The organism is Cohaesibacter intestini (assembly GCF_003324485.1).
GTDB lineage: Bacteria > Pseudomonadota > Alphaproteobacteria > Rhizobiales > Cohaesibacteraceae > Cohaesibacter > Cohaesibacter intestini.
The window spans coordinates 727,679-748,485 of record NZ_QODK01000002.1 but is presented as its reverse complement, the minus strand read 5'-3'; the positions used below and the strand labels follow the sequence as shown (position 1 = coordinate 748,485).

Below are 20,807 nucleotides of genomic sequence, written 5' to 3'. Positions count from 1 at the left end.
GTGATTTTGATGCCCGGTTTCCAAAAAAGGTGATCTTAACGGGGTAACCGTTAAGCATGGTCATGGGCCTTGTGTCGTGCTTTTTGGCGGCTGGCAGCATTGTGAACCGATACAGGTAACAAAAAAGCCCGGCCATGTGGACCGGGCTTTTGCGTGCCGTTTTGGAAACCGTATCAGGTGGCCATTCAGGCGGTTACTTTGGAATTGATCAGCTGCTGCAATTCCTGAGTCTGGAACATTTCGCGGACGATGTCGCACCCGCCAACAAACTCACCCTTCACATAGAGCTGGGGGATGGTTGGCCAGTTGGAATAGTCCTTGATGCCCTGACGTACTTCGTCATTTTCCAGCACGTTGACGCCTTTATAGGGCACGTCGAGATAGTCCATGATCTGGGCTACCTGACCGGAAAAGCCGCACTGCGGGAAAGAAGGGGTGCCTTTCATGAAAAGCACGATGTCGTTGCTTTTGACTTCATTGTCGATCCATGCCTGGATATCGCTCATATGTCCGTCCTTTGGGTATCTTCGGGGGCTCAGTGTCCGATCACGTACCGCCGGGGGGGAAGGTGTGATCGTCCAGAGGCAGAATGCCGGTTGAAGGATCAATCCGGGACTGATGTCTGAAGCGCGAGCGCATGCAGCGCACCGCCCATATTGCCCTTCAGGGCGTCATAGATCATCTGGTGTTGCTGAACACGAGACTTGTCGCGGAAGCTTTCCGAAACCACTTCGGCGGCAAAATGGTCGCCATCTCCTGCGAGATCACGGATCACCACTTTGGCGTCGGGCAAGGCTTCCTTGATAAGGCTTTCAATTTCACTTGCGTCCATAGGCATGCTGCTCTCCTCGTCTTCAATTTTGGCAGAGAAGATTTGATTACGCAATTGCGCGTATTCACTATCTTGTCTGAATTTGGTCTGTCCGGTCCGTCTTTCAAGGCTTGACAGGAAGAATGTTCGCCAATTCAAGGGTCTTACGACTGAGCGGTTCCGGTCAAGATGAAATATCAGACAATACCCAATGAAGCGCGGGGCGACGATCATTCCTTCGTCGCCCCGCGCTTCATTGGGATAGGACCTTACGGGTCAGGCGGGCTTTGTTATCGCCATTTGAGCGATCAGAGCTCACCTGCCATGAAGGTTGGGAACCAGCTCTCGTGGGCGACCTTCAGGCTGTCCACGGTGATCTGTCCATGACCGATCAGGGCAAAGGCATCGCCGCCAACCTGACCAAGCTGGTCGATCTGGATACCAGCTTCTTTCGCCTTGGCCATCACGCTTTCTGCCTTGTCTGCCGCACAGGTGACCACATAGCGGGCCTGATCTTCGGCATAGAAGGCAATATGTGTCGCTTCTGTGGGCAGTTCCACGGCACAGCCAAGAGCAGAGCGCATGGCCATTTCCGCCAGAGCGACGCCAAGGCCGCCATCGGAAATGTCGTGGGCTGCATTGATGTCGCCTGCACGGATGGCGGTGCGGACAAAATCGCCGGTCTGTTTTTCAAGCGCCAGATCCACCGGTGGTGGTGCGCCTTCTTCCCGGCCCAGCATATCGCGCAGATAGAGGCTCTGGCCCATTTCCGCACCATGACCGCCGATCAACAGGATGGCGTCGCCCTCCGCGACAAAGGCATTGCCGACCGAGACGGAAACGTCCGGCAAAAGGCCCACAGCACCAATGGCCGGGGTCGGCAGAATGGCGTCGCCGGTGGTCTCGTTATAGAGCGACACATTGCCAGAGACGATTGGCATGGCGAGCGCTTCGCAGGCAGCGCCAAGGCCTTTGATGCAGCCAACAAACTGGCCCATAATTTCGGGCTTTTCGGGATTGCCGAAATTGAGGTTGTCGGTGGTTGCCAGTGGTTCTGCGCCAACGGCATTGAGGTTGCGCCAGCTTTCGGCAACGGCCTGTTTGCCGCCTTCGAACGGATCGGCCTTGCAATAGCGCGGGGTCACGTCAACGGTGAAGGCGAGGCCCTTGTTGGTGCCAGACACACGGATCACACCAGCATCGCCACCAGGACGTTGTTTGGTGTTGCCCTGAATCATCGTGTCATATTGTTCCCAAACCCAGCGGCGGGAGGAGAGGTCAGGGCTGCCAACCATCTTAACGAGGCTTTCGAGCAGGTCGGCTGGGGCGGTGACGCTGGCATTATCGATTTTGGCCAGTTTCGGGCTTTCGACCCATGGGCGATCATATTCCGGGGCTTCGTCTCCCAGTTCCTTGATCGGCAGGTCGGCGACCATTTCGCCATTGTGATAGATGCGGAAGCGCAGAGTGTCGGTGGTGACGCCCACTTCGGCAAAGTCCAGCTCCCATTTGCGGAAGACCGCTTCGGCGGCTTCGCGCTTCTCTGGGTGCAGAACCATCAGCATGCGTTCCTGCGATTCAGACAGCATCATTTCATAGGCGGACATATTCTCTTCGCGCACTGGCACCTTGTTGAGGTCCAGATCGACGCCGAGATTGCCTTTCGCGCCCATTTCAACGGCCGAACAGGTGAGGCCAGCGGCCCCCATATCCTGAATGGCGATAACGGCACCGGTCTGCATCAACTCGAGGGTGGCTTCCATCAGGCGCTTTTCGCTGAAGGGGTCGCCAACCTGAACGGTAGGACGCTTCTCTTCGCTGTCCTCGTCAAACTCTGCTGAGGCCATGGTCGCCCCGCCAACGCCGTCACGGCCGGTTTTGGCGCCAAGATAGACAACCGGCATGCCGACGCCCTTGGCTTCGGACAGGAAGATCTTGTCAGCATCCGCAAGACCTGCGGCAAAGGCATTCACCAGACAGTTGCCATTGTAAGAGGCGTCAAAATTGACTTCGCCGCCAACGGTCGGCACGCCGAAGCTGTTGCCATAGCCGCCGACACCGGCAACGACGCCGGACACCACATGTCGGGTGCGCTCATGATCGGGCATGCCGAAGCGCAGGGCATTCATCGCAGCAATCGGGCGCGCGCCCATGGTGAAGACATCGCGCAGGATGCCACCAACACCGGTGGCTGCACCCTGATAAGGCTCGATATAGGAGGGGTGGTTGTGGCTTTCCATTTTGAAGACCACGGTCTGCCCGTCATCAATGTCGACCACACCGGCATTCTCGCCGGGGCCTTGCAACACGCGCGGGCCTTTGGTCGGCAGGGTGCGGAGCCATTTTTTCGAGCTTTTGTAAGAGCAATGCTCGTTCCACATGGCCGAGAAAATGCCAAGCTCAGTGAAGGTCGGGATGCGACCGATCAACTCGAGAATATGCTCATATTCACTCGGTTTGAGGCCATGGGCGGCAATCAGTTCGTCGGTGATCTGGATTTCGTTCTGGATCATGCCACCTTCTCCAACAGGCTTTCAAACAGGCCACGGCCATCAAGGCCGCCATGCAGGTCTTCAATCAGATTTTCCGGATGTGGCATCATGCCAAGGATGGTGCCACGGGCATTCATGATGCCGGCAATGTTGTTGAGCGAGCCATTGATGTTGGCGTCCGGGGTGGTTGCCCCTTCTGCATCGCAATAGCGGAACAGCACGCGGCCATCGCCTTCGAGCGTCTTGAGGGTTTCGTCATCGGCAAAGAAGTTGCCATCATGATGGGCGACCGGGCATCGAACCACCTGATTTGGCTGATAGGCCTTGGTAAAGATCGTGTCGGCGCGCTCGACGCGCAGCAGAGTTTCCTTGCAGATGAAATGCAGGCCCGCATTGCGCATCAGGGCACCGGGCAGGATGCCGGTTTCGGTCAGGATCTGGAAGCCGTTGCAGACGCCCAGAATGCGGACGCCTTTTTTGGCTTTTTCCAAAAGGTCGGCAACGATCGGCGAGCGGGCGGCAATGGCCCCGGAGCGCAGATAGTCACCATAGGAAAAGCCGCCGGGCAGAATGATCAGATCGGCTTCGGGGATTTCGGTTTCAGCATGCCAGACCATCATCGGGTCTGTGCCGGACACGGAGCGCGCGGCGGCTGCCATGTCATGCTCACGGTTGGTTCCGGGAAAAACGAGGATCGCAGTTTTCATGGGTCCTGCTCCTGAAGGAATGGGCTGACCGGATGGGTCAGCTACAAAAGGAAAAAGACGGCGAGCGCGGAGGCTATGACGGGGATGAGAATGAAAATCGCTGCCTTGACCGCCATGAAACGGATGGCTTTTGCCGCTTCCGCCCGCTGGTCGAGGATCTGCGTCTCTTCGGCTTTGACCGGGGAGGGGCTGTCGGAGGTCAGATCTTGGTCATTGGCATTGAGGGTCATGCTGTTTCCGTCTCTGTCGTCTCGTCGAAAGACCGAAATGACAGTCCTGAAGGATTACAGGATGTCGATCTGGTAATTTTCGATCACCGTGTTGGCGAGCAGCTTTTCGCACATATCGGCCAGTTTGGCCTCGGCTGCGGCCTTGTTGGTGCTGTCGGCAAGCTCGATGTCGATCACCTTGCCCTGACGAACCTGGTCAACACCATCAAAACCCAGCGCACCCAGAGCGCCTTCGATCGCTTTGCCCTGAGGGTCGAGAACGCCGTTTTTCAGGGTAACGGTGATACGTGCTTTCATTTTGGAGAGTTCCTTTTTGTCCTGACCGTCCATAGCGCGGCGGAAAAGAAGAGGCGGAGTATGATGGAAGAAGGCAGGGGTGGCCCTGCCTTCTGATAGGTCGCTTTACTTGACGAGAACCGGGCCGGTGCCCTTGTGCTCAGGATTGCTGTTGATCATGATGCCGAGGCGCTTGGCCACTTCCTGATAGGCTTCCAGCATGCCGCCCATATCGCGGCGGAAGCGGTCCTTATCCAGCTTGTCGTTGGATTCGATGTCCCACAGGCGGCAGGAATCGGGCGAAATCTCATCGGCGAGAATGACACGCATGGTGTCGCCTTCGAAGTAGCGGCCACATTCGATTTTGAAATCGACAAGGCGGATGCCGACAGCGCGGAACATGCCACACAGATAGTCGTTGATGCGGATGGCCAGCGCCATGATGTCATCAATTTCCTGCGGGCTGGCCCAACCAAAGGCGGTGATGTGTTCCTCAGACACCATCGGGTCATCGAGGCTGTCATTCTTGTAACAGAATTCAATGACCGAGCGAGGCAGCTGGGTGCCTTCTTCAATGCCGAGACGTTTGGCTATGGAGCCTGCAGCCACGTTGCGGACAATGACCTCAAGAGGAATGATTTCGCATTCCTTGATCAGCTGCTCGCGCATATTGAGGCGGCGGATGAAGTGGGTCTGGATGCCGATCTCGTTGAGGTTGGAAAAAATATATTCCGAGATGCGGTTGTTCAGAACGCCCTTGCCGTCGATGACTTCGTGCTTCTTGTTGTTGAAAGCGGTGGCATCGTCCTTGAAGTGGGCGACCAGGGTGCCCGGTTCTGGACCTTCATAAAGAATTTTGGCTTTGCCTTCGTAGATCCTGCGACGACGATTCATGAGCGTTCTACCATGTTGTTTAGCCCGTAGGTGGGCGGATTTGCTGGTATGGAGCCGGGCCTGTTGTCAAGTGGGCCGATCCCATTGAAACTGTGACTGCCAACCGACGTCGGGCGTCTTCAGGCTGGCAGGAGCGCTTTGGACACTCTCCGGTTCCGGAGAATCAGGCTTTGCGCTACGGAACTATAGCCTATTTGAGGGCGCATATGGGGGTGTTGATCATGGATCTTCAACCCTGCCGTTCTGATAGGCCCCATGGCTCGCTGCTTAGCGAATTCCGCATGAAATCACAATCGTTGAATCACTTGTTGCGGCGAGTTTTTGGCCTGAAAGCATGGGTTGCTCTCCGCTTAGCAGCGGATGATCGCCCGATGATTGGAAAATGCGTTCATTGCCTGTTGAGAAGGCGGATAAGTCACCCTACATTGGAACTGTAATAATCGAGTTTCACCGAAAAGGGGAGGAAACCCCGTCCGTTGGGCCAGCTGGGCCCAATCTCAGACCAAAGTCGGTGGGAAACAGAGGACGCACCTGTTGTCTTTTGTCCTATGCTCAGTATAGGTGGGGGCAACAGAGCGACGAAAACGGTCGGATCGGGGAGTAGCCATATGACGACTTTTGACAAGCGAGAAGATGCATTTGAAGCCAGATTTGCGCATGACGAAGAACTGCGCTTCAAAGCGACAGCTCGCCGGAACAAATTGCTCGGTCTTTGGGCGGCTGGAAAGATGGGTCTCGATGAAGTGGCCGCTGTGGAATATGCCAAGGAAGTGGTGCGTTCCGACTTTGAAGAGCCAGGCGAGGAAGATGTCTATCGCAAGATCGTTGCCGACTTTTCCGAGTATAAAGTTGATCAGTCAGAGCATCAGATCCGCCGCACCATGTCCGAGTTGATGGCCGTGGCCATCGAGCAGTTGAAGGGCGAAGCCTGATTGCTGTTCGTGCCCCCTGCGACACAGGGGGTGACTGGACAATGGTCCGTAAATTTGATTTTGTGAAAAGGCTGATGAGCAACTCATCAGCCTTTTTTCTTGCTCTGGTTCACTGCTTTTGTTGTCGCGCAGCCGCGCCAGTTGGATGGCATTGCTCTGCTGTCTCACAAAGCCCTGTGAACCGGATATCCTACGGGGAGGCTCATCATGACGGACAATCACACCTTAATGCGTCGCGCAGTCGATGCGGCGGTTAACAAGGACGAGCCACTCTATTTTGGCTGGTGTGTGCTGGCCAGCCGGCAGGCTGCCGAGATTCTTGCTCAAGGGGGCTTTCCTGCCGTGCTGGTTGACATGCAGCATGGGGCTATCGGCTTTTCCGATGCGCAGGAAATGACCGGGGCGATTGCCCATTGTGGCACAGCGCCGATTGTTCGCATTCCGGTCGGGGATTTTGCCACCGCGTCGCGGGCGCTCGATTTTGGTGCACAAGCCATCGTCGCGCCAATGATCAACACCAAGGAACAGGCCGAAGCTTTGGTCAAGGCGGTGAAATATACCCCGCTGGGCGAGCGCTCTTATGGACCATTTCAGGCCTGCCGGACCTATGGCTTTAGCAATCTCTTTGATTATGTGGTCGACGGCAATGACAGCTGTTTTGCCTTGGCGATGATCGAAACCCGTGAGGCGCTCGATAATCTGGAGGATATTCTGGCGACTGACGGGATTGACGGAGTGTTTGTCGGACCGGCGGATCTGTCGCTGACATTGCTGGAGGGCAAGGCAGTGGATTTCGACCATGAGGTAACGGTCACTGCGCTCAAAAGAGTGATTGCGGCCGCCAAGGCGCATGGCAAGTTGTGTGGGATTTATGCAACCAACGCCCATTATGCCAAGCTGTTTGCCAGCTATGGCTTCCAGTTGATTGCTGTCGGGTCGGAAGCGGGGTTCCTTGCACAGGGTATTGAGCAGACCATGGCAGATCTGGCCTCAGACTGAGCCGGATCCGGACGCAGAAGCGACCAAAAGGTCGCAGGTTGCTTTGATATAGATCAGCGCGTGCACGTTATTATGCACCCATCGTGCATATATGAATTTGGCGTGTGCAACTGCCATTCGGGGAGAGTAGGACCGGTTGCACCCAGTTCCTTGGGAGAGACTATCATGCTGAAACTGACTGTGCTGTTTTACATCATCATTGCCCCGACACTGGCGGGAATTTTCGCGCTTGTGCCGCTGACCATGTCCGGGACGCTGGACTTCGATCCGATGTTCTTTATCGGTTTTGTGGCTGCTGGCGCCATTCTGGCCATGCCGGTGTCGTGGTTTGTGGCCAAGCGTATTGATGCCGCGATTGGCAAGAAGGGACCTGCTGCGACGGCATGACCGGCCACGGTTCGCTTACAAAAAAGCCTGCTCCATGGGATTGGGGCAGGCTTTTTTTGTTGTAAAGGCGCTAGCCGTCCAGCTTGCTGAGAAAGCCGGCAAAGGACATCATGCCTTCGGGCCACGGGCCATGGCCGCTTTCCAGCGTGATATGGCCTGCGTCGCCTGCATCCTGAAAATGCGCCCCCCAATCTTTGGCCATTTCCTGCGAGCGTTGATGATCGCAATAGGGATCGTTGCGGCTGCCAACAACATGGGCCGGGAAGGGCAGGGTATTCTTCGGGATTGGCACGAAGTCGCCACCGTCAAAGCCATCGATCAGACCTTCTCGGTCCCAGTCGCTCGGGGCGACCAGATAGGCACCGGCGATCTTGCCTTTCAGGCTTTCAGCGCCATGGGCCACCAGAATGCAGCCGAGCGAATGGGCCACCAGAACCACAGGGCGGGTGGAGGCCTCGATTTCGGCCAGCAGATTGGTCATCCACGCATCCTTGGATGGATTATGGACGTCGTCCTGCTTGACTTCACGGGCGGTCGGCATCTTGTCGCGCCAGCGCATGAGCCAATGGCCTGGCAAAGTGTCGCCATAGCCGGGGATCAGCAGAATGTCAGTTTGGGAAATTTTCATGATCGGGTCCTGCCGGTTTGATTTGGTCCTGCGTCATCACCAGATGTGGCGCGCACTGTCAAGCAACAAGCTGGAAGGGAGGACAGGCCGGAAAAAATCCCGGCCTGTCTTCACGCAAGAATTGCTTATTCGCTGGCACCAAAGACGCGCTTGAAGATCACGTCGACATTTTTGGTGTGATAGCCAAGGTCGAAGCGATCCTTGATTTGCTCTTCCGAGAGATATTTGCGGACATCTTCGTCCGCAAGCAGTTCGGTAAGAAAATCAACGGTGGCGTTGCCAGCCATGTGATAGCTTTCCCAGACCTTCATGGCGTTGCGCTGGACAAGGCGATAGGCGTCTTCGCGAGACGAGCCTGCCTGTGTCAGCGCCAGCAGGATGCGCTGGGAGTGGACCAGACCACCAAGGCTGTTCATGTTGCCCAGCATGCGCTCGGGATAGACCAGCAGTTTGTCGATGACACCGGTCAGGCGCACCAAGGCGAAATCAAGCGTCACGGTCGCATCAGGGCCAATCATCCGCTCGACAGAGGAGTGGGAAATATCACGCTCATGCCACAGGGCGACATTTTCCAGAGCAGGGGTGACGGCAGAGCGCACAATGCGTGCAAGGCCGGTGAGATTTTCCGTCAGAATCGGATTGCGCTTATGCGGCATGGCCGAAGAGCCCTTCTGGCCCTTGGAGAAGAATTCCTCTGCTTCGAGCACTTCAGTGCGCTGCAGGTGACGGATCTCGGTCGAGACGCGCTCGATGGAGGAAGCAATGACACCCAAAGTGGCGAAGAATTGCGCATGGCGGTCGCGTGGGATGACCTGCGTGGACACAGGCTCAGGCTGAAGGCCCATGGCGTCGGCCACATGTTCTTCAACCGCCGGGTCGATGTTGGCGAAGGTGCCGACCGCGCCGGAAATGGCGCAGGTGGCGATTTCTTCGCGGGCTGCCAGCAGGCGGGTCTTGCAACGGTCAAACTCGGCATAGGCTTCAGCCATCTTGAGGCCAAAGGTCACAGGTTCGGCATGAATGCCATGGGAGCGGCCGATGCAGACGGTGTCTTTATGTTCCATGGCACGGCGCTTGAGCGCGGCCAGCAAGGCGTCGATGTCAGCCAGCAGCAGGTCTGCGGCGCGGGTCAGCTGGACGTTGAAGCAGGTATCGAGCACGTCAGACGAGGTCATGCCCTGATGGACGAAACGGGCGTCGTCGCCAACGATTTCAGCCAGATGGGTGAGAAAAGCAATGACGTCATGCTTGGTTTCGCGCTCGATTTCGTCGATCCGGTCGATATCGAAGGTGGCCGCGCCGCCTTTTTCCCAGATGGTCTTGGCGGCAGACTCGGGAATGACACCGAGTTTGGCCAAAGCGTCACAGGCATGAGCTTCGATTTCGAACCAGATGCGGAACTTGGTTTCAGGCGACCAGATGTCGACCATTGCGGGGCGGGAATAACGAGGGATCATGAGCGAGCCTGTCTATAGCAAGTGAGAGGGAAGGGACGGGCCGAACCAATGATCGGCCATACTGAAACAAAAATCAGTTCTGGGCCTTTTCAGCCGCTTCGCGGATGCGGGCGATATTTTCACGATATCCTTCAACGCCTTGGCCTTTGAAGACGGCAGAGCCAGCGACAAGGATGTTCGCCCCGGCAGCTGCAACCAGTGGCGCGGTCTCGGTGGTGATGCCACCATCAATCTGGATGTCGATGTCACGATCGCCGATCATGGCCTTGACGCGGGCGGTTTTCTCCACGGTAGATGGGATGAAAGACTGGCCGCCAAAGCCGGGATTAACGCTCATCAAGAGCACCATGTCGACCTTGTCGAGCACATATTCGATGACATTTTCAGGGGTGGCCGGGTTGAGCGAAACACCCGCTTTTTTGCCAAGCGCCTTGATGGCCTGCAGTGAGCGGTCCAGATGCGGTCCAGCTTCAGCATGCACGGTGATCAGGTCAGAGCCAGCGGCGGCGAAATCTTCCAGATACGGGTCGCACGGGGCGATCATCAGATGGGTGTCAATGACCTTATCGGTATAAGGGCGGATCGCCTTGACCACGTGCGGGCCGAAGGTGATGTTTGGCACGAAATGACCATCCATGACGTCCACATGGACCCAGTCGCAGCCTGCTTCGTCGATGGCTTTGACCTCTTCGCCAAAGCGGGCGAAATCGGAGGCGAGAATGGATGGGGCGATCTGAATGGGGCGTGCCATGGCCTGCGGTCCTGTCTGTCTGACATCAAAGAGAAGTGTTGGTCATGCGCCTAGCATATGGGGCAAGGTTGAGCAAGAAGAGAAGGCCTTGTCCTTGTTGCTTATGTTGCCTAAATGATGTCTATGTGATGATATAATGAGATCGGTTATGGAAGGCAAGCTTTGTCGTATGTATAGCTTGTTTCTCATTTTGGATATTGGATACATTTTTGTCTGGACCTGCTTCTTTCTCCGTGACACACTCAGCTGAATTTCATCCGTTTGTCGTCTGATGAACAGGATTGGCACTTGTGAGGTCGGACTGGAAGAGGTGGATGCTCCGGTGGAGCACAGACCACCAGCCGCGCAGTCGCAGCTTTAGGAGAAAAGCCATGAGCCACATAAACCATGACGTGATCATTTTGGGTGCCGGAATGGTCGGCATCAGCACCGCGCTGCATCTGCAGGAGAGCGGGTTGAATGTGGCGCTGGTGGATCGGCGCGGGCCGGGGGAAGAAACCTCGCACGGCAATGCCGGGATCATCGAACAGGACGGAATGGTGCCTCTGACCATTCCCAGCAATCCGCTTGAAGTGCTGAAATTCGCCTCCAATCGCAAGATCCACATGCATTACCATCCGACCTTCATGCCGCGGCTGACGAGCTGGCTCTTTCGGATGTGGCTGCTGTCAAACCCGGCGGGCATCGATCGCTATGCGCGCGGGGTTCAGCCCCTGCGGCAATGCTCGGCTGATGAACATGCCTATTTTGCCAAGGAAGCCGACATCGCCAGCGAATTTCGCCATACAGGCTGGATCCATCTGTATCACAGCGCCAAGACCTTTGCCGGTACGGCGACTGCGCGCGGCTATGCAGACGAGTTTGGCGTCGATTATGAGGTGGTGGACAGAAGCGGTCTTGAGGCGCTGGAACCTTATATCGATTTTGGCGATAACGATCACGGCATCTTCTGGAAGGGCTGTGTCAATGTCGGCTCACCCAAGCGCGTGACCAAGGCTTATGCGGAGCTGTTCATCAAGCGTGGTGGGGACTTCTACACCGGAGACGCCCAGACACTACGGCAGGCCGGTGATGTCTGGCGGGTGACGGGCGAGACCGGTGATCTGACTGCGCCGAAGGTGGTGGTGGCTTTGGGGCCATGGAGCCTCGATCTGGTCAAGCCGATGGGCTATCACTTTCCGCTGGCGGCCAAACGCGGCTATCACCAGCATTTTGAAAGTCGCGACGGGGCGGTGCTCAACCGGCCCATCGTGGATGAGGATGTCGGATTTTTGATGACCCCGACCGAGCGCGGCATCCGGTTGACCTCGGGCATTGAATTTGCGCATCGGGACAGCCGCAAGACACCGTCGCAAATCTATCGTGCAACAGATCATGCGCGGCATTTGTATCCGCTTGGCAAACCGGTGGATGAAGAACCCTGGATGGGATCACGGCCCTGTTTTCCCGATTCCCTGCCGCTGGTTGAAAAGGCGGACAAGCATGACGGTCTCTACTTCAATTTCGGACACGGCCATATGGGCTTTGCAACCGGCCCGGCGACCGGTCGCATGATGGCTGACCTCATGCTTGGAAGGGAAGGTGGACTGGACCGCAGCGCCTTTTCCAGCAAACGCTTCAAGTGAGTGGGGTCACTCGCTTTCCCTTCACTCACTGAGCGGCAGCGATGCCGTTTCCTTGACGGTCGCAACCACGATGCGTGACTGCACATCCGAGACGAGTTCTGAATTCAGCAGCTTGTAGCAGAGAAAGTTGTCATAGGCCTTGATGTCTTCGGTGATCACCTTGACCAGATAGTCCACCGCGCCGGTGATGCGCTCGCAGGTTACGACTTCGGGCCACACGGCGACGAGCTTGTCGAACTCTTCCATATTCTTGCGGCTTGGCACGGTCAGTTTGACAAAGGCGTAGGACACGAATCCCAACCCGACGGACTCGCGATCAATGATTGCGGTGACTTGCTTGAGGACGCCTGTTTCTTTCAGCTTCTTGATTCTGCGCCAGCATGGGGTCTGGGACATTCCGGCAAGCTTGGCAATTTCGGCGATCGACAAGGATGCATCATTTTGCAAAACCTTGAGTATCCGAATATCGCCAGAATCGAGTGTCAATTTTTCCATATTTCGCTCTCTTGGGAAGATTTCATTCGAACGCTACAAAGAATCTAGGGGTTTGTATATATTTAAATATGCAAACCTTGTCCCTTGAGCGGAATTTTATGATTCCAATTGCCCGTGATTGTGAAAAAAATCAGGGAAAAGGCGTCTCAAACGGCGTTTTCTTTCTTTTTCGTTGGCCCTTTGTCTAGGTCATGTCTGCGCGTTGCTTGTGGCTGTCCCGTATGCCTGTCCGGGCTGAATCATCCATGCTTGTCTTGCCAGCTGGGAAAGAGATCCCCTTGTGCACTTTTGGCGGCATAGACGCCGCGGGCGATTGCGCGGGCCATGACAGCTGCTGCCCGGGCGCCCAAGTTGATGAAGGCGTCGTCTGCGGCGGGAAGCGGTTTTTGCCCGTTGGAAAGGGCAAAGATCATGTCGCCATCAAGTGGGGTGTGGGAGGGCCAGAGCGCGCGGGCAAAGCCATCGTGGGCCATGATGGCCAGACGCTTGGCCTGGGCCTTGGTCAGGGCTGCATCGGTGGCGATGATGCCGATGGTGGTGTTGCCGCCGGGTTTGCTCAGATCGTCTGTCTCAAGGCCTTCCAGAGAGAGTCCGGTCTGCATGGCGTCCATTTTGGTGAAGGGGGCCTGCATGTCCGGTGTCAGGTGTGGGGGCAGGCCCAACCCACCAAATTCATTGCCCTGTTCGAAGGGCGCTGCCCAGAAATGGCGACTGTCCCCCATGGTGGCCCGGCCAAGGGCGTTGACGGCCACCAGAGCGGCGATCCGGATGCCATGCTGGTCTTCATCGGAGGCCGAGCCCAAGCCACCCTTAAGGCCCGCTGTCAGCGCGCCGGTGCCAGCGCCTGCTGTTCCGATGTCGAATGACCGGTCACTGGCGGTTTCTGCCGCTTGCCAGCCCATGTCCCAATAGGGGCTCTGACGCCCCCATTCCTTGTTGCCGCCATTGATCAGGTCAAACAGGATGGCGGCTGGCACGATGGGCACATTGACCGGTCCGATGGCAAAGCCGCGCCCCTGTTGCCTGAGCCATCCCTGTACGCCGCCAGCGGCATCAAGACCAAAGGCAGACCCGCCGGACAGAACAAGGCCGTCGACGGCTTCAACCGTCTGATCGGGGCTCAGCAGATCGGTGTCGCGGGTGCCCGGTGCACCGCCCATGACTGCACAGGAGGCCACCATAGGCCAGTCGCAGAGAAGGGCAGTCGTGCCGGATTTGAGCGTCTTGTCGCTGGCATGACCGATCCGGATGCCTTCAATGTCGGTGATCAGATTGAGCATGTCGTCAGTCCCGGAGTGAGGTTGGGGCGGGTTTGAGTCCGATGGCGAGGGACGTCAAGATGGCCAGCAGACCCATGATTTGCACAATAGAGAGGTGTTCGCCAAGAACCAAGACGGCGATTAGCATGGCCGTGACCGGCACCAGTGCCGTGAATAGGGCGCTGGTGGATGCAGGAATGGTCTTGATGCCAATGCACCAGAGATAGAAGGACAAGACGCTTGCCGTCAGGATGTAATAGAGGCTGAGCAACCAGAAGTGCCAATCAGTATCGGGCAAATGCCAGCCGCCGTCTTGCATGAATAGGATGGGAATGGTGATCGGGATCGCCAACAGATGGACGATCATCGTCAGGGTCCATGGCGGAATGCGGGCAGCGTAGCGGCGGGTGAGGATGGCAAAGACCGCCTCGGAGGTGACGCCCGCCAAAATAAAGGCGTTGCCGATCAGGGTGAATAACCAGTTAGAGGCGTTGTTCAGACCGGCTGGAGGCGCGCCGTGGGGGCTGGCCAGATTGAGGCAGGCGATCCCCAGGACCGCGAGGGACACCGACAGGGCCTTTTGGCGTGAAATCACTTCCTTGAGGATCAGCCAACTGAGAAGGGCGATAATGGCAGGCAAGGCCGAGGCGATGATGCCAGCATTGATGGCCGAGGTATATTGGATGCCGATCAGCATCAGGGTGGTGAAGCCGACGACACCGAACAATGACAACAGGCCGATTTCACCCCAGGCTCTTGGCGACAGGCTTCTGAGACTTTGCCAGCCTTCGCGTTCGCGCATGGCCAGAGGCACAAGACACAGGCTTGCCACCACAAAGCGGAGCATTGCGAAGGAAGCGGGAGACATTTCCACGATGATGAGTTTGCCCAGAGCCACATTGATGCCGGTCAGCATCATGGCGGATGCGAGCGCGAGATAGGCGAGCATGGTGCCTCTCTGACGTGTCGGAAGTGGCCCTCAGAGCGATGGGGTCGGGACGGAAAAGGCCCCCGAAACACACTGTTCGGGAGCCTTCGTGGCGATCAACTAGAAAGTCGGGATATCAGCAAGGCTGATCAACCGATTATTTATAGTCGTATTTGCCTTTGCTCCACTTGTACCAGACATAGCCTGGCAGGGTCACGTCGCCTTTTTCATCGAAGGACAGATTGCCCAGAACGGTGGAGAAATCGCCTTTGTTCAATTCGGCATTCACGGCGTCATAATCCGTGGAGCCTGCTGCGGTGACGGCATCAGCCCAAGCCTGGATTGCTGCGTAGGTGTAAAGAACATAGCCTTCGGTGGTTTTGCCAGCGGCTTTGAATTTCTCTACAACAGGAGCGGCTTCCGGGTTGTCAGATGGGTTCGGCGAGAAGGTCATCAGGGTGCCTTCGCCAGCGTCACCGGTGATGGACCAATATTCGTCGGTCACCAGAGCGTCACCGGAGATCAGCACGGTGTCCATGCCCTGCTCACGCATCTGACGCACGATCAGGCCGGCTTCGGTGTGATAGCCGCCGACATAAAGCGCGTCGATTTTGGCCTGCTTCAGTTTGGAAACCAGTGCGGTATAGTCTTTCTCGCCTGCAGTGTAGGCTTCATACATCATAGACTTGCCGCCGAGCTTCTCAAGGTTGGCGAGGGTCTGGTCAGCCAGGCCTTTGCCGTAAGCGGTTTTGTCGTGGATGACAGCAATGTTCTTGTCGCCAAACTCTTCAAACAGCAGTTTGCCTGCCACTTCGCCCTGCTGGTCATCACGACCGCAAACACGATAGGTGCCGCCATCCGGATTTGGACGCTCGTCGGTGAATTTCGGGTTGGTGGAAGCAGGCGAAATCTGGACGATGCCTTCTTCAGCATAAACAGCGGAAGCCGGGATAGAAGAACCGGAGCAGAAGTGGCCAGCCATGAAGACCACGCCTTTGCCTGCCATCTGGTTGGCAACAGCAACAGCCTGTTTCGGGTCGCAGGCGTCATCGCCAACTTCCAGAACGAGCTTTTCGCCATTGATGCCACCGGCAGCGTTGATGTCGGCAACAGCCTGCTCAGCGCCGATTTTCATCTGCTGACCGAAGGATGCATACTGACCGGTCATTGGGCCAGCGGTAGCAATAATGATGTCGGCATAAGCTGCGCTGGACAAAGCCAGAGAGCCTGCAAGTGCGACGCCTGCCAAAAGTGCTTTTTTCATGAAAATCTCCCGTGAGATGTTTGTGCGTTCCATTGCGATCGCGTCGACCACAATATTCTGGTGTGATTTTTTTATTGAACCTTACGGTCTGTCGAATTAGGGCTGAATTTTTTTGAATATTCAATCCCTTTTTTGTCGTCTTTAGAGCTAAACCATTGGAATATGGTCTTGTTCCGAGACGGAGAAGCGGCGGGTAGCCGTCGCTTCCAACCTCGTTACAGGGGATTAGCCCTGCTTGTCCCGCCAGCTGAGCGGGCTCACCTTCTCATACAGCCAGTTATACTGGTTGACCATCTGATTGGTCCGCGTGTAGCGGTAACCAAGCCAGCAGGCGGCCAGCAGGACTGCAAAGTCGATAATGTAGAAATGCAGCGAGAGTAGGGTGCCTTCGAACAGCGAGAAATGCAGAAAGCGAACGACAAGCGCCAGCAGCAGCATATAAATCGCGATTTGAAAGGGCGGACGCCAGGACAGGGCAATCCCCCGACCGGACATCCAGGCTGCACCACCGCCGATTAGGACGGTGAGAAAGAAAAAGGCCAAGAAGGAATTTTCCCAGAGCAAAGACATGGTGTTTCTCCTTGGTCTCAGTGTCTGCCGCCTTCGAGGTAGGCTGCCTGAACTTCTGGATTTTCCAGCAATTCATGGCCGCCACCCGAAAGGGTGATTTGCCCGTTGATCATGACATAGCCACGATGGGCAAGGCGAAGGGCGTGAAAGGCATTCTGCTCAACGAGGAAAACGGTCAGGCCCTGTTTTTCATTCAGTTCCTTGATGACCTCGAAGATCTGCTTGACGACCAGCGGTGCAAGACCAAGGGATGGTTCGTCGAGCATCAGCAGTTTTGGGCGGGACATCAGGGCGCGGGCAATCGCCAGCATCTGCTGTTCGCCACCGGACAGGGTGCCGCCGCGCTGGTTTTGCCGCTTCTCGAGGATCGGGAAGAGGTCGTACACCATACGCAGATCTTCGTCCATATGCGCATAATTGATGACCGAAGCCCCCATCAGCAGATTTTCCATCACCGTCATGCGGCCAAAAATGCGGCGGCCTTCCGGGGACTGGGCAATCGAGCGATGAGCGATTTCGTGGGTCGGCAGACGGGTGATGTCTTCGCCATTATAGGTGATGGTGCCTTCACGAGCCTTGGCGATGCCGCAGACGGTCATCATGGTGGTGGACTTGCCGGCACCGTTGGCTCCGATGATGGTCACGATCTCCCCTTCATTGACATCGATATCGATGCCGCGAAGGGCGATGATCTTGCCATAGTAGGTTTTGATCCCTCTGAGGCTGAGGAGTGGCTCGCTCATGAGATTGTCTCCTCTTGGTGGGCAATATGGGCTTCCGCTTCGGCAATCTCGACCTCATCGTCATCCACACCGAGATAGGCGGCGATGACATGCGGGTCATTCTGCACGAACTGTGCGTCCCCATCAGAGATCTTGACGCCATAATCAAGCACGACCACGTGATCGGAAATCTGCATCACCATCGACATGTCATGCTCGATCAGCAGAACTGCGGTGTCGTCAAGTTCGCGGATAGACAGAAGCAGCTGATTGAGTTCCAGCGTTTCCTTTGGGTTAAGACCAGCTGCGGGCTCGTCGAGGCAGAGCAGCTCGGGATTGGTGCACATGGCACGGGCAATCTCGAGGCGACGCTGGTCGCCGTAAGGCAGGTCCGCTGCCGGATCGTCGGCCCGGTCAATCAGATCGATGCGTTCGAGCCAAGTTTTGGCCTTCTCGATCGAGTCCTGTTCCGAGCGGCGGAAGGAGCCCAGTCCCAGTACGCCACCAATGGTGAAGAGGGAATCGACCATCAGTTTGTTATGCTGGGCAATCATCAGATTTTCCAGAACGGTCATGCCGCCAAACAGGCGGATATTCTGGAAGGTCCTTGCCACGCGGGCATGGTGGGAAATCTGGAAGTCGGGCATCCGCTCCAGCAGGAATTGCTCGCCATTGGCCCTGTTCATGGTGATGCAGCCTTCGGTCGGCTTGTAGAAGCCGGTGACGCAGTTGAAGACCGTGGTCTTGCCAGCGCCGTTGGGGCCGATCAGGGCGGTGATGTCCTTGCGACCGACCTCGAAGGACAGGTCGTTGATCGCCACCAGACCACCGAAGCGCATCGTGAGATGCTCAACGGTGAGGATTGGGTTGTCTTGCCAGCTTCTCATCCTTCACCCTCCGCAACGAGATCGCCGGATACGGCTTTCTTTTCTTTCAAATAGACGGATGGCTGTCGACTGGAAACCAGACCACGCGGTTTCCAAACCATGATGACAACCATCAGAAGGCCGAAGACCAGCATGCGCAGCTCTTCCAGTTCTCGGAAGACCTCAAAGCCGCCGATCATGAAGATCGAGGCAATGACGACACCCAACTGGCTGCCCAGACCACCCAGAACCACAATGGCGAGGATGATTGCCGACTCGATGAAGGTGAAGCTTTCCGGTGAGATGAAACCCTGACGGGTTGCAAAGAAGGCACCGGCAAAGCCGCCAAACATGGCGCCCAGCGAGAAGGCAGTCAGTTTGGTGTTGGTGGTGTTGATGCCAAGCGAGCGACAGGCAATCTCGTCTTCGCGCAAAGCTTCCCATGCACGGCCAATCGGCAGGCGACGCAGGCGCATGGTGATGAAGTTGGTCAACAAGGCCAGCGCAAGGATGAGATAGAACAGGAAGATCACCCGGTGCAGCGAGGAATAATCCAGCCCGAAGAAATCGGCAAAGCCATTCTTGCGAGTGAATTCCAGACCAAAGAAGCTGGGACGCGGAATACGCGAAATGCCGTCCGGACCTCCGGTAAACTCATACCAGTTGAGCAGCACGACACGAATGATCTCACCAAATGCCAAGGTTACGATGGCGAGGTAGTCGCCGCGCAAACGCAGCACCGGGAAACCGAGGATGATGCCCCAAAATGCGGCAAGAATCCCGGCCAGTGGCAGACAAATCCAGAAGGAGAGGTCAAAATACTGGGCCAGCAGGGCGTAGGAATAGGCCCCCACGGCATAGAAGGCGACATAGCCCAGATCGAGCAGGCCAGCCAGGCCGACCACGATGTTCAGACCCCAACCAAGCATGATGTAGGTCAGGACCAGAATGCCAAGGTCAATCGCATAGCGGTTGCCATAGAAGGGCAGGGTGACGGCGAAGACCAGCAATGCCGGACCAATGAAGGTTCCGATCTTGGTCAGGGTGTCGGTTTTCGGCATCAGGGATTTGGTGGCATCGGCGATGGCATTGTTGCCCTGCCAGATGAACAGGCCCATCAGCAGGCGACCAGCAAACACCACCGCAACCATGGTGGCAACCAGGGGCCACTCGGTTTTGAGGGCGAGGCCACCGGGGACAGTCTCGGTTTTCATGCCGACCATGATACAGGCCAGCGCAAGGGTGACGAGCGCCGCCAGACCTGCATCTTTCAATGCGGACTGGATGCGGCTTTGAGGTGCTGCAGACATATCAGACCTTCTCCACTTCTGGCTTGCCGAGCAAGCCGGATGGCAGGAAGATCAGGACGATTGCCAGGATCGAGAAGGCTGCCACATCCTTGTATTCAACGGAGAAGTAACCGGACCAGAAGGTCTCGATCAGGCCGATCAACAGGCCGCCAAGCATTGCGCCCGGCAAAGAGCCAATGCCGCCCAGAACCGCTGCGGTGAAGGCCTTCACCCCGGCCAGGAAGCCGATGAAGAAGTCGATCACGCCATAGTAAAGCAGGAACATGATGCCCGCGACCGATGCCAGAGCCGCCCCCATAACGAAGGTCAGCGAGATGGTGCGGTCGACATTGACGCCAAGCAGTGCTGCCATCTTCTGATCCTGCTCACAGGCGCGCTGGGCGCGGCCAAGAGAGGTCTTGTTGATCAGCAATGTGAAGCCGGCCATCAAGCAGACCGTGGTGACGATGATCAGGATCTGCATGTAGGACAGCTGAACAACGAACCCGTCTTTTTCCATCAACTGGAACCCGCCGGTGATCTGGGGCGGCAGCGGCTTGACGCGCGCGCCCTGAACGATCTGAACGAAGTTCTGAAGCACAATGGACATGCCGATCGCGGTGATGAGTGGAGCCAGTCGGAACGAACCGCGCAACGGGCGGTAAGCAAGGCGTTCGACGCTCCAGCCCCAAACCGAGGTCATCAGCATCGAAACAATCAGCACGATCAGCAGCGCGATCGGCAGAAAGGTGACGCCCATGGCGGTGATGGCCAGAAGGGTAATCAGTGCAATAAAGGCACCGACCATGAAGATGTCACCATGGGCAAAGTTGATCATGCCGATGATGCCATAAACCATGGTGTAACCAATGGCGATCAGGCCGTAGATCGACCCCAATGTGATGCCATTGATCAGCTGTTGTATAAAATATTCCATTTGACTCGCTGTTCCTGAGGTCTCGGTGGCTTGGTCACCACTTATTTTGTTTGGAATGTGATGCTTATTTTTGTGTTGAGATCTGTGTCCCGGACAACTTTTTAGCAAGAAGCGGGGACGGACACAAATGTTTCGAGCTTAAATTTGATCATTATTGCTGTTTTTCGGGATAAGTGCCCAAAATATGGTCAAATGATATGGGGCTTTCGGTACAAATGGCGTCGAAATAGCAGCCTTTTGGAAGGTTGATTGCGAAATAGTCGGTTTTTGTGGAATATATCCGCGCGG

General features: G+C 56.4%; 23 protein-coding genes. 4 read left to right on the top strand and 19 right to left on the bottom strand.

The genetic code is table 11. The features are described 5' to 3' along the window. Window positions 1–185: 185 nt before the first annotated feature. From grxD to purC, 7 genes are all read right to left on the bottom strand, one after another. Window positions 186–506 carry a Grx4 family monothiol glutaredoxin gene (gene grxD / locus DSD30_RS09045; protein ID WP_114009295.1) on the bottom strand — a complete coding sequence of 107 codons (321 nt, stop codon included), beginning with the start codon at window positions 504–506 and terminating at the stop codon, window positions 186–188. A 98-nt stretch (window positions 507–604) separates the two neighbouring features. Next, the gene (locus DSD30_RS09040) at window positions 605–838 is read right to left on the bottom strand and encodes a BolA family protein (protein WP_114009694.1); all 234 of its coding nucleotides are present in this window, start codon (window positions 836–838) and stop codon (window positions 605–607) included. 281 nt (window positions 839–1,119) lie between these two features. Beyond that, window positions 1,120–3,324: a phosphoribosylformylglycinamidine synthase subunit PurL gene (gene purL, locus DSD30_RS09035; RefSeq protein WP_114009294.1), complete on the bottom strand. Its 2,205-nt coding sequence runs from the start codon at window positions 3,322–3,324 to the stop codon at window positions 1,120–1,122. After that, on the bottom strand, window positions 3,321–4,010 hold the full coding sequence (gene purQ / locus DSD30_RS09030; protein ID WP_114009293.1) for a phosphoribosylformylglycinamidine synthase subunit PurQ: 690 nt from the start codon (window positions 4,008–4,010) through the stop codon (window positions 3,321–3,323). Before purQ ends, purL begins: the two co-directional genes overlap by 4 nt. A gap of 41 nt (window positions 4,011–4,051) precedes the next feature. Continuing rightward, on the bottom strand, window positions 4,052–4,240 hold the full coding sequence (locus DSD30_RS09025; protein ID WP_114009292.1) for a phosphoribosylformylglycinamidine synthase-associated small membrane protein: 189 nt from the start codon (window positions 4,238–4,240) through the stop codon (window positions 4,052–4,054). Between the two features lie 54 nt (window positions 4,241–4,294). Next, window positions 4,295–4,537, bottom strand: a complete 243-nt coding sequence (gene purS, locus DSD30_RS09020; RefSeq protein ID WP_114009693.1) for a phosphoribosylformylglycinamidine synthase subunit PurS — start codon at window positions 4,535–4,537, stop codon at window positions 4,295–4,297. A 105-nt stretch (window positions 4,538–4,642) separates the two neighbouring features. Continuing rightward, window positions 4,643–5,410, bottom strand: coding sequence for a phosphoribosylaminoimidazolesuccinocarboxamide synthase (purC, locus tag DSD30_RS09015; protein ID WP_114009291.1), 768 nt, complete (start codon window positions 5,408–5,410; stop codon window positions 4,643–4,645). A 608-nt stretch (window positions 5,411–6,018) separates the two neighbouring features. Here purC and DSD30_RS09010 point away from each other — a divergent pair. From DSD30_RS09010 to DSD30_RS09000, 3 genes are all read left to right on the top strand, one after another. Further along, entirely contained in the window at window positions 6,019–6,342 is a 324-nt protein-coding gene (locus DSD30_RS09010; RefSeq protein ID WP_114009290.1) for a DUF1476 domain-containing protein, read from the top strand. Window positions 6,343–6,549: 207 nt separating this feature from the next. Then, window positions 6,550–7,341 carry an HpcH/HpaI aldolase family protein gene (locus DSD30_RS09005; protein ID WP_114009289.1) on the top strand — a complete coding sequence of 264 codons (792 nt, stop codon included), beginning with the start codon at window positions 6,550–6,552 and terminating at the stop codon, window positions 7,339–7,341. Window positions 7,342–7,506: 165 nt separating this feature from the next. After that, a complete protein-coding gene (locus DSD30_RS09000) occupies window positions 7,507–7,728 on the top strand; it encodes a hypothetical protein (protein WP_114009288.1) in 222 nt (73 codons plus the stop codon). Between the two features lie 70 nt (window positions 7,729–7,798). Here the strand turns inward: DSD30_RS09000 and DSD30_RS08995 are convergent, their stop codons facing one another. From DSD30_RS08995 to rpe, 3 genes are all read right to left on the bottom strand, one after another. Beyond that, window positions 7,799–8,356, bottom strand: coding sequence for an RBBP9/YdeN family alpha/beta hydrolase (locus tag DSD30_RS08995; RefSeq protein WP_114009287.1), 558 nt, complete (start codon window positions 8,354–8,356; stop codon window positions 7,799–7,801). A 125-nt stretch (window positions 8,357–8,481) separates the two neighbouring features. Beyond that, entirely contained in the window at window positions 8,482–9,813 is a 1,332-nt protein-coding gene (purB, locus tag DSD30_RS08990) for an adenylosuccinate lyase (RefSeq protein ID WP_114009286.1), read from the bottom strand. 73 nt (window positions 9,814–9,886) lie between these two features. Then, window positions 9,887–10,564 carry a ribulose-phosphate 3-epimerase gene (gene rpe / locus DSD30_RS08985; RefSeq protein WP_114009285.1) on the bottom strand — a complete coding sequence of 226 codons (678 nt, stop codon included), beginning with the start codon at window positions 10,562–10,564 and terminating at the stop codon, window positions 9,887–9,889. Window positions 10,565–10,935: 371 nt separating this feature from the next. Between rpe and DSD30_RS08980 the strand changes: the two genes are divergently transcribed. Continuing rightward, window positions 10,936–12,189 carry an NAD(P)/FAD-dependent oxidoreductase gene (locus DSD30_RS08980; RefSeq protein ID WP_157967627.1) on the top strand — a complete coding sequence of 418 codons (1,254 nt, stop codon included), beginning with the start codon at window positions 10,936–10,938 and terminating at the stop codon, window positions 12,187–12,189. 21 nt (window positions 12,190–12,210) lie between these two features. Here the strand turns inward: DSD30_RS08980 and DSD30_RS08975 are convergent, their stop codons facing one another. The 9 genes from DSD30_RS08975 to DSD30_RS08935 form a co-directional block, all read right to left on the bottom strand. Next, window positions 12,211–12,684, bottom strand: a complete 474-nt coding sequence (locus DSD30_RS08975) for an Lrp/AsnC family transcriptional regulator (RefSeq protein WP_114009283.1) — start codon at window positions 12,682–12,684, stop codon at window positions 12,211–12,213. A gap of 239 nt (window positions 12,685–12,923) precedes the next feature. Then, window positions 12,924–13,964: a P1 family peptidase gene (locus DSD30_RS08970; protein ID WP_114009282.1), complete on the bottom strand. Its 1,041-nt coding sequence runs from the start codon at window positions 13,962–13,964 to the stop codon at window positions 12,924–12,926. 4 nt (window positions 13,965–13,968) lie between these two features. Continuing rightward, a complete protein-coding gene (locus tag DSD30_RS08965) occupies window positions 13,969–14,892 on the bottom strand; it encodes a DMT family transporter (RefSeq protein ID WP_114009281.1) in 924 nt (307 codons plus the stop codon). Window positions 14,893–15,028: 136 nt separating this feature from the next. Further along, window positions 15,029–16,135 carry a branched-chain amino acid ABC transporter substrate-binding protein gene (locus DSD30_RS08960; RefSeq protein ID WP_114009692.1) on the bottom strand — a complete coding sequence of 369 codons (1,107 nt, stop codon included), beginning with the start codon at window positions 16,133–16,135 and terminating at the stop codon, window positions 15,029–15,031. A gap of 225 nt (window positions 16,136–16,360) precedes the next feature. After that, window positions 16,361–16,705 carry a DUF6867 family protein gene (locus DSD30_RS08955; protein WP_114009280.1) on the bottom strand — a complete coding sequence of 115 codons (345 nt, stop codon included), beginning with the start codon at window positions 16,703–16,705 and terminating at the stop codon, window positions 16,361–16,363. Between the two features lie 17 nt (window positions 16,706–16,722). Further along, window positions 16,723–17,448, bottom strand: a complete 726-nt coding sequence (locus DSD30_RS08950) for an ABC transporter ATP-binding protein (protein WP_114009279.1) — start codon at window positions 17,446–17,448, stop codon at window positions 16,723–16,725. Continuing rightward, window positions 17,445–18,314, bottom strand: a complete 870-nt coding sequence (locus DSD30_RS08945) for an ABC transporter ATP-binding protein (protein WP_114009278.1) — start codon at window positions 18,312–18,314, stop codon at window positions 17,445–17,447. Before DSD30_RS08945 ends, DSD30_RS08950 begins: the two co-directional genes overlap by 4 nt. Beyond that, complete coding sequence (gene livM / locus DSD30_RS08940; RefSeq protein WP_114009277.1) at window positions 18,311–19,603, bottom strand: high-affinity branched-chain amino acid ABC transporter permease LivM; 1,293 nt, start codon at window positions 19,601–19,603, stop codon at window positions 18,311–18,313. Before livM ends, DSD30_RS08945 begins: the two co-directional genes overlap by 4 nt. 1 nt (window position 19,604) lies before the next feature. Next, the gene (locus tag DSD30_RS08935) at window positions 19,605–20,519 is read right to left on the bottom strand and encodes an ABC transporter permease subunit (RefSeq protein ID WP_114009276.1); all 915 of its coding nucleotides are present in this window, start codon (window positions 20,517–20,519) and stop codon (window positions 19,605–19,607) included. Between the last annotated feature and the right edge of the window lie 288 nt (window positions 20,520–20,807).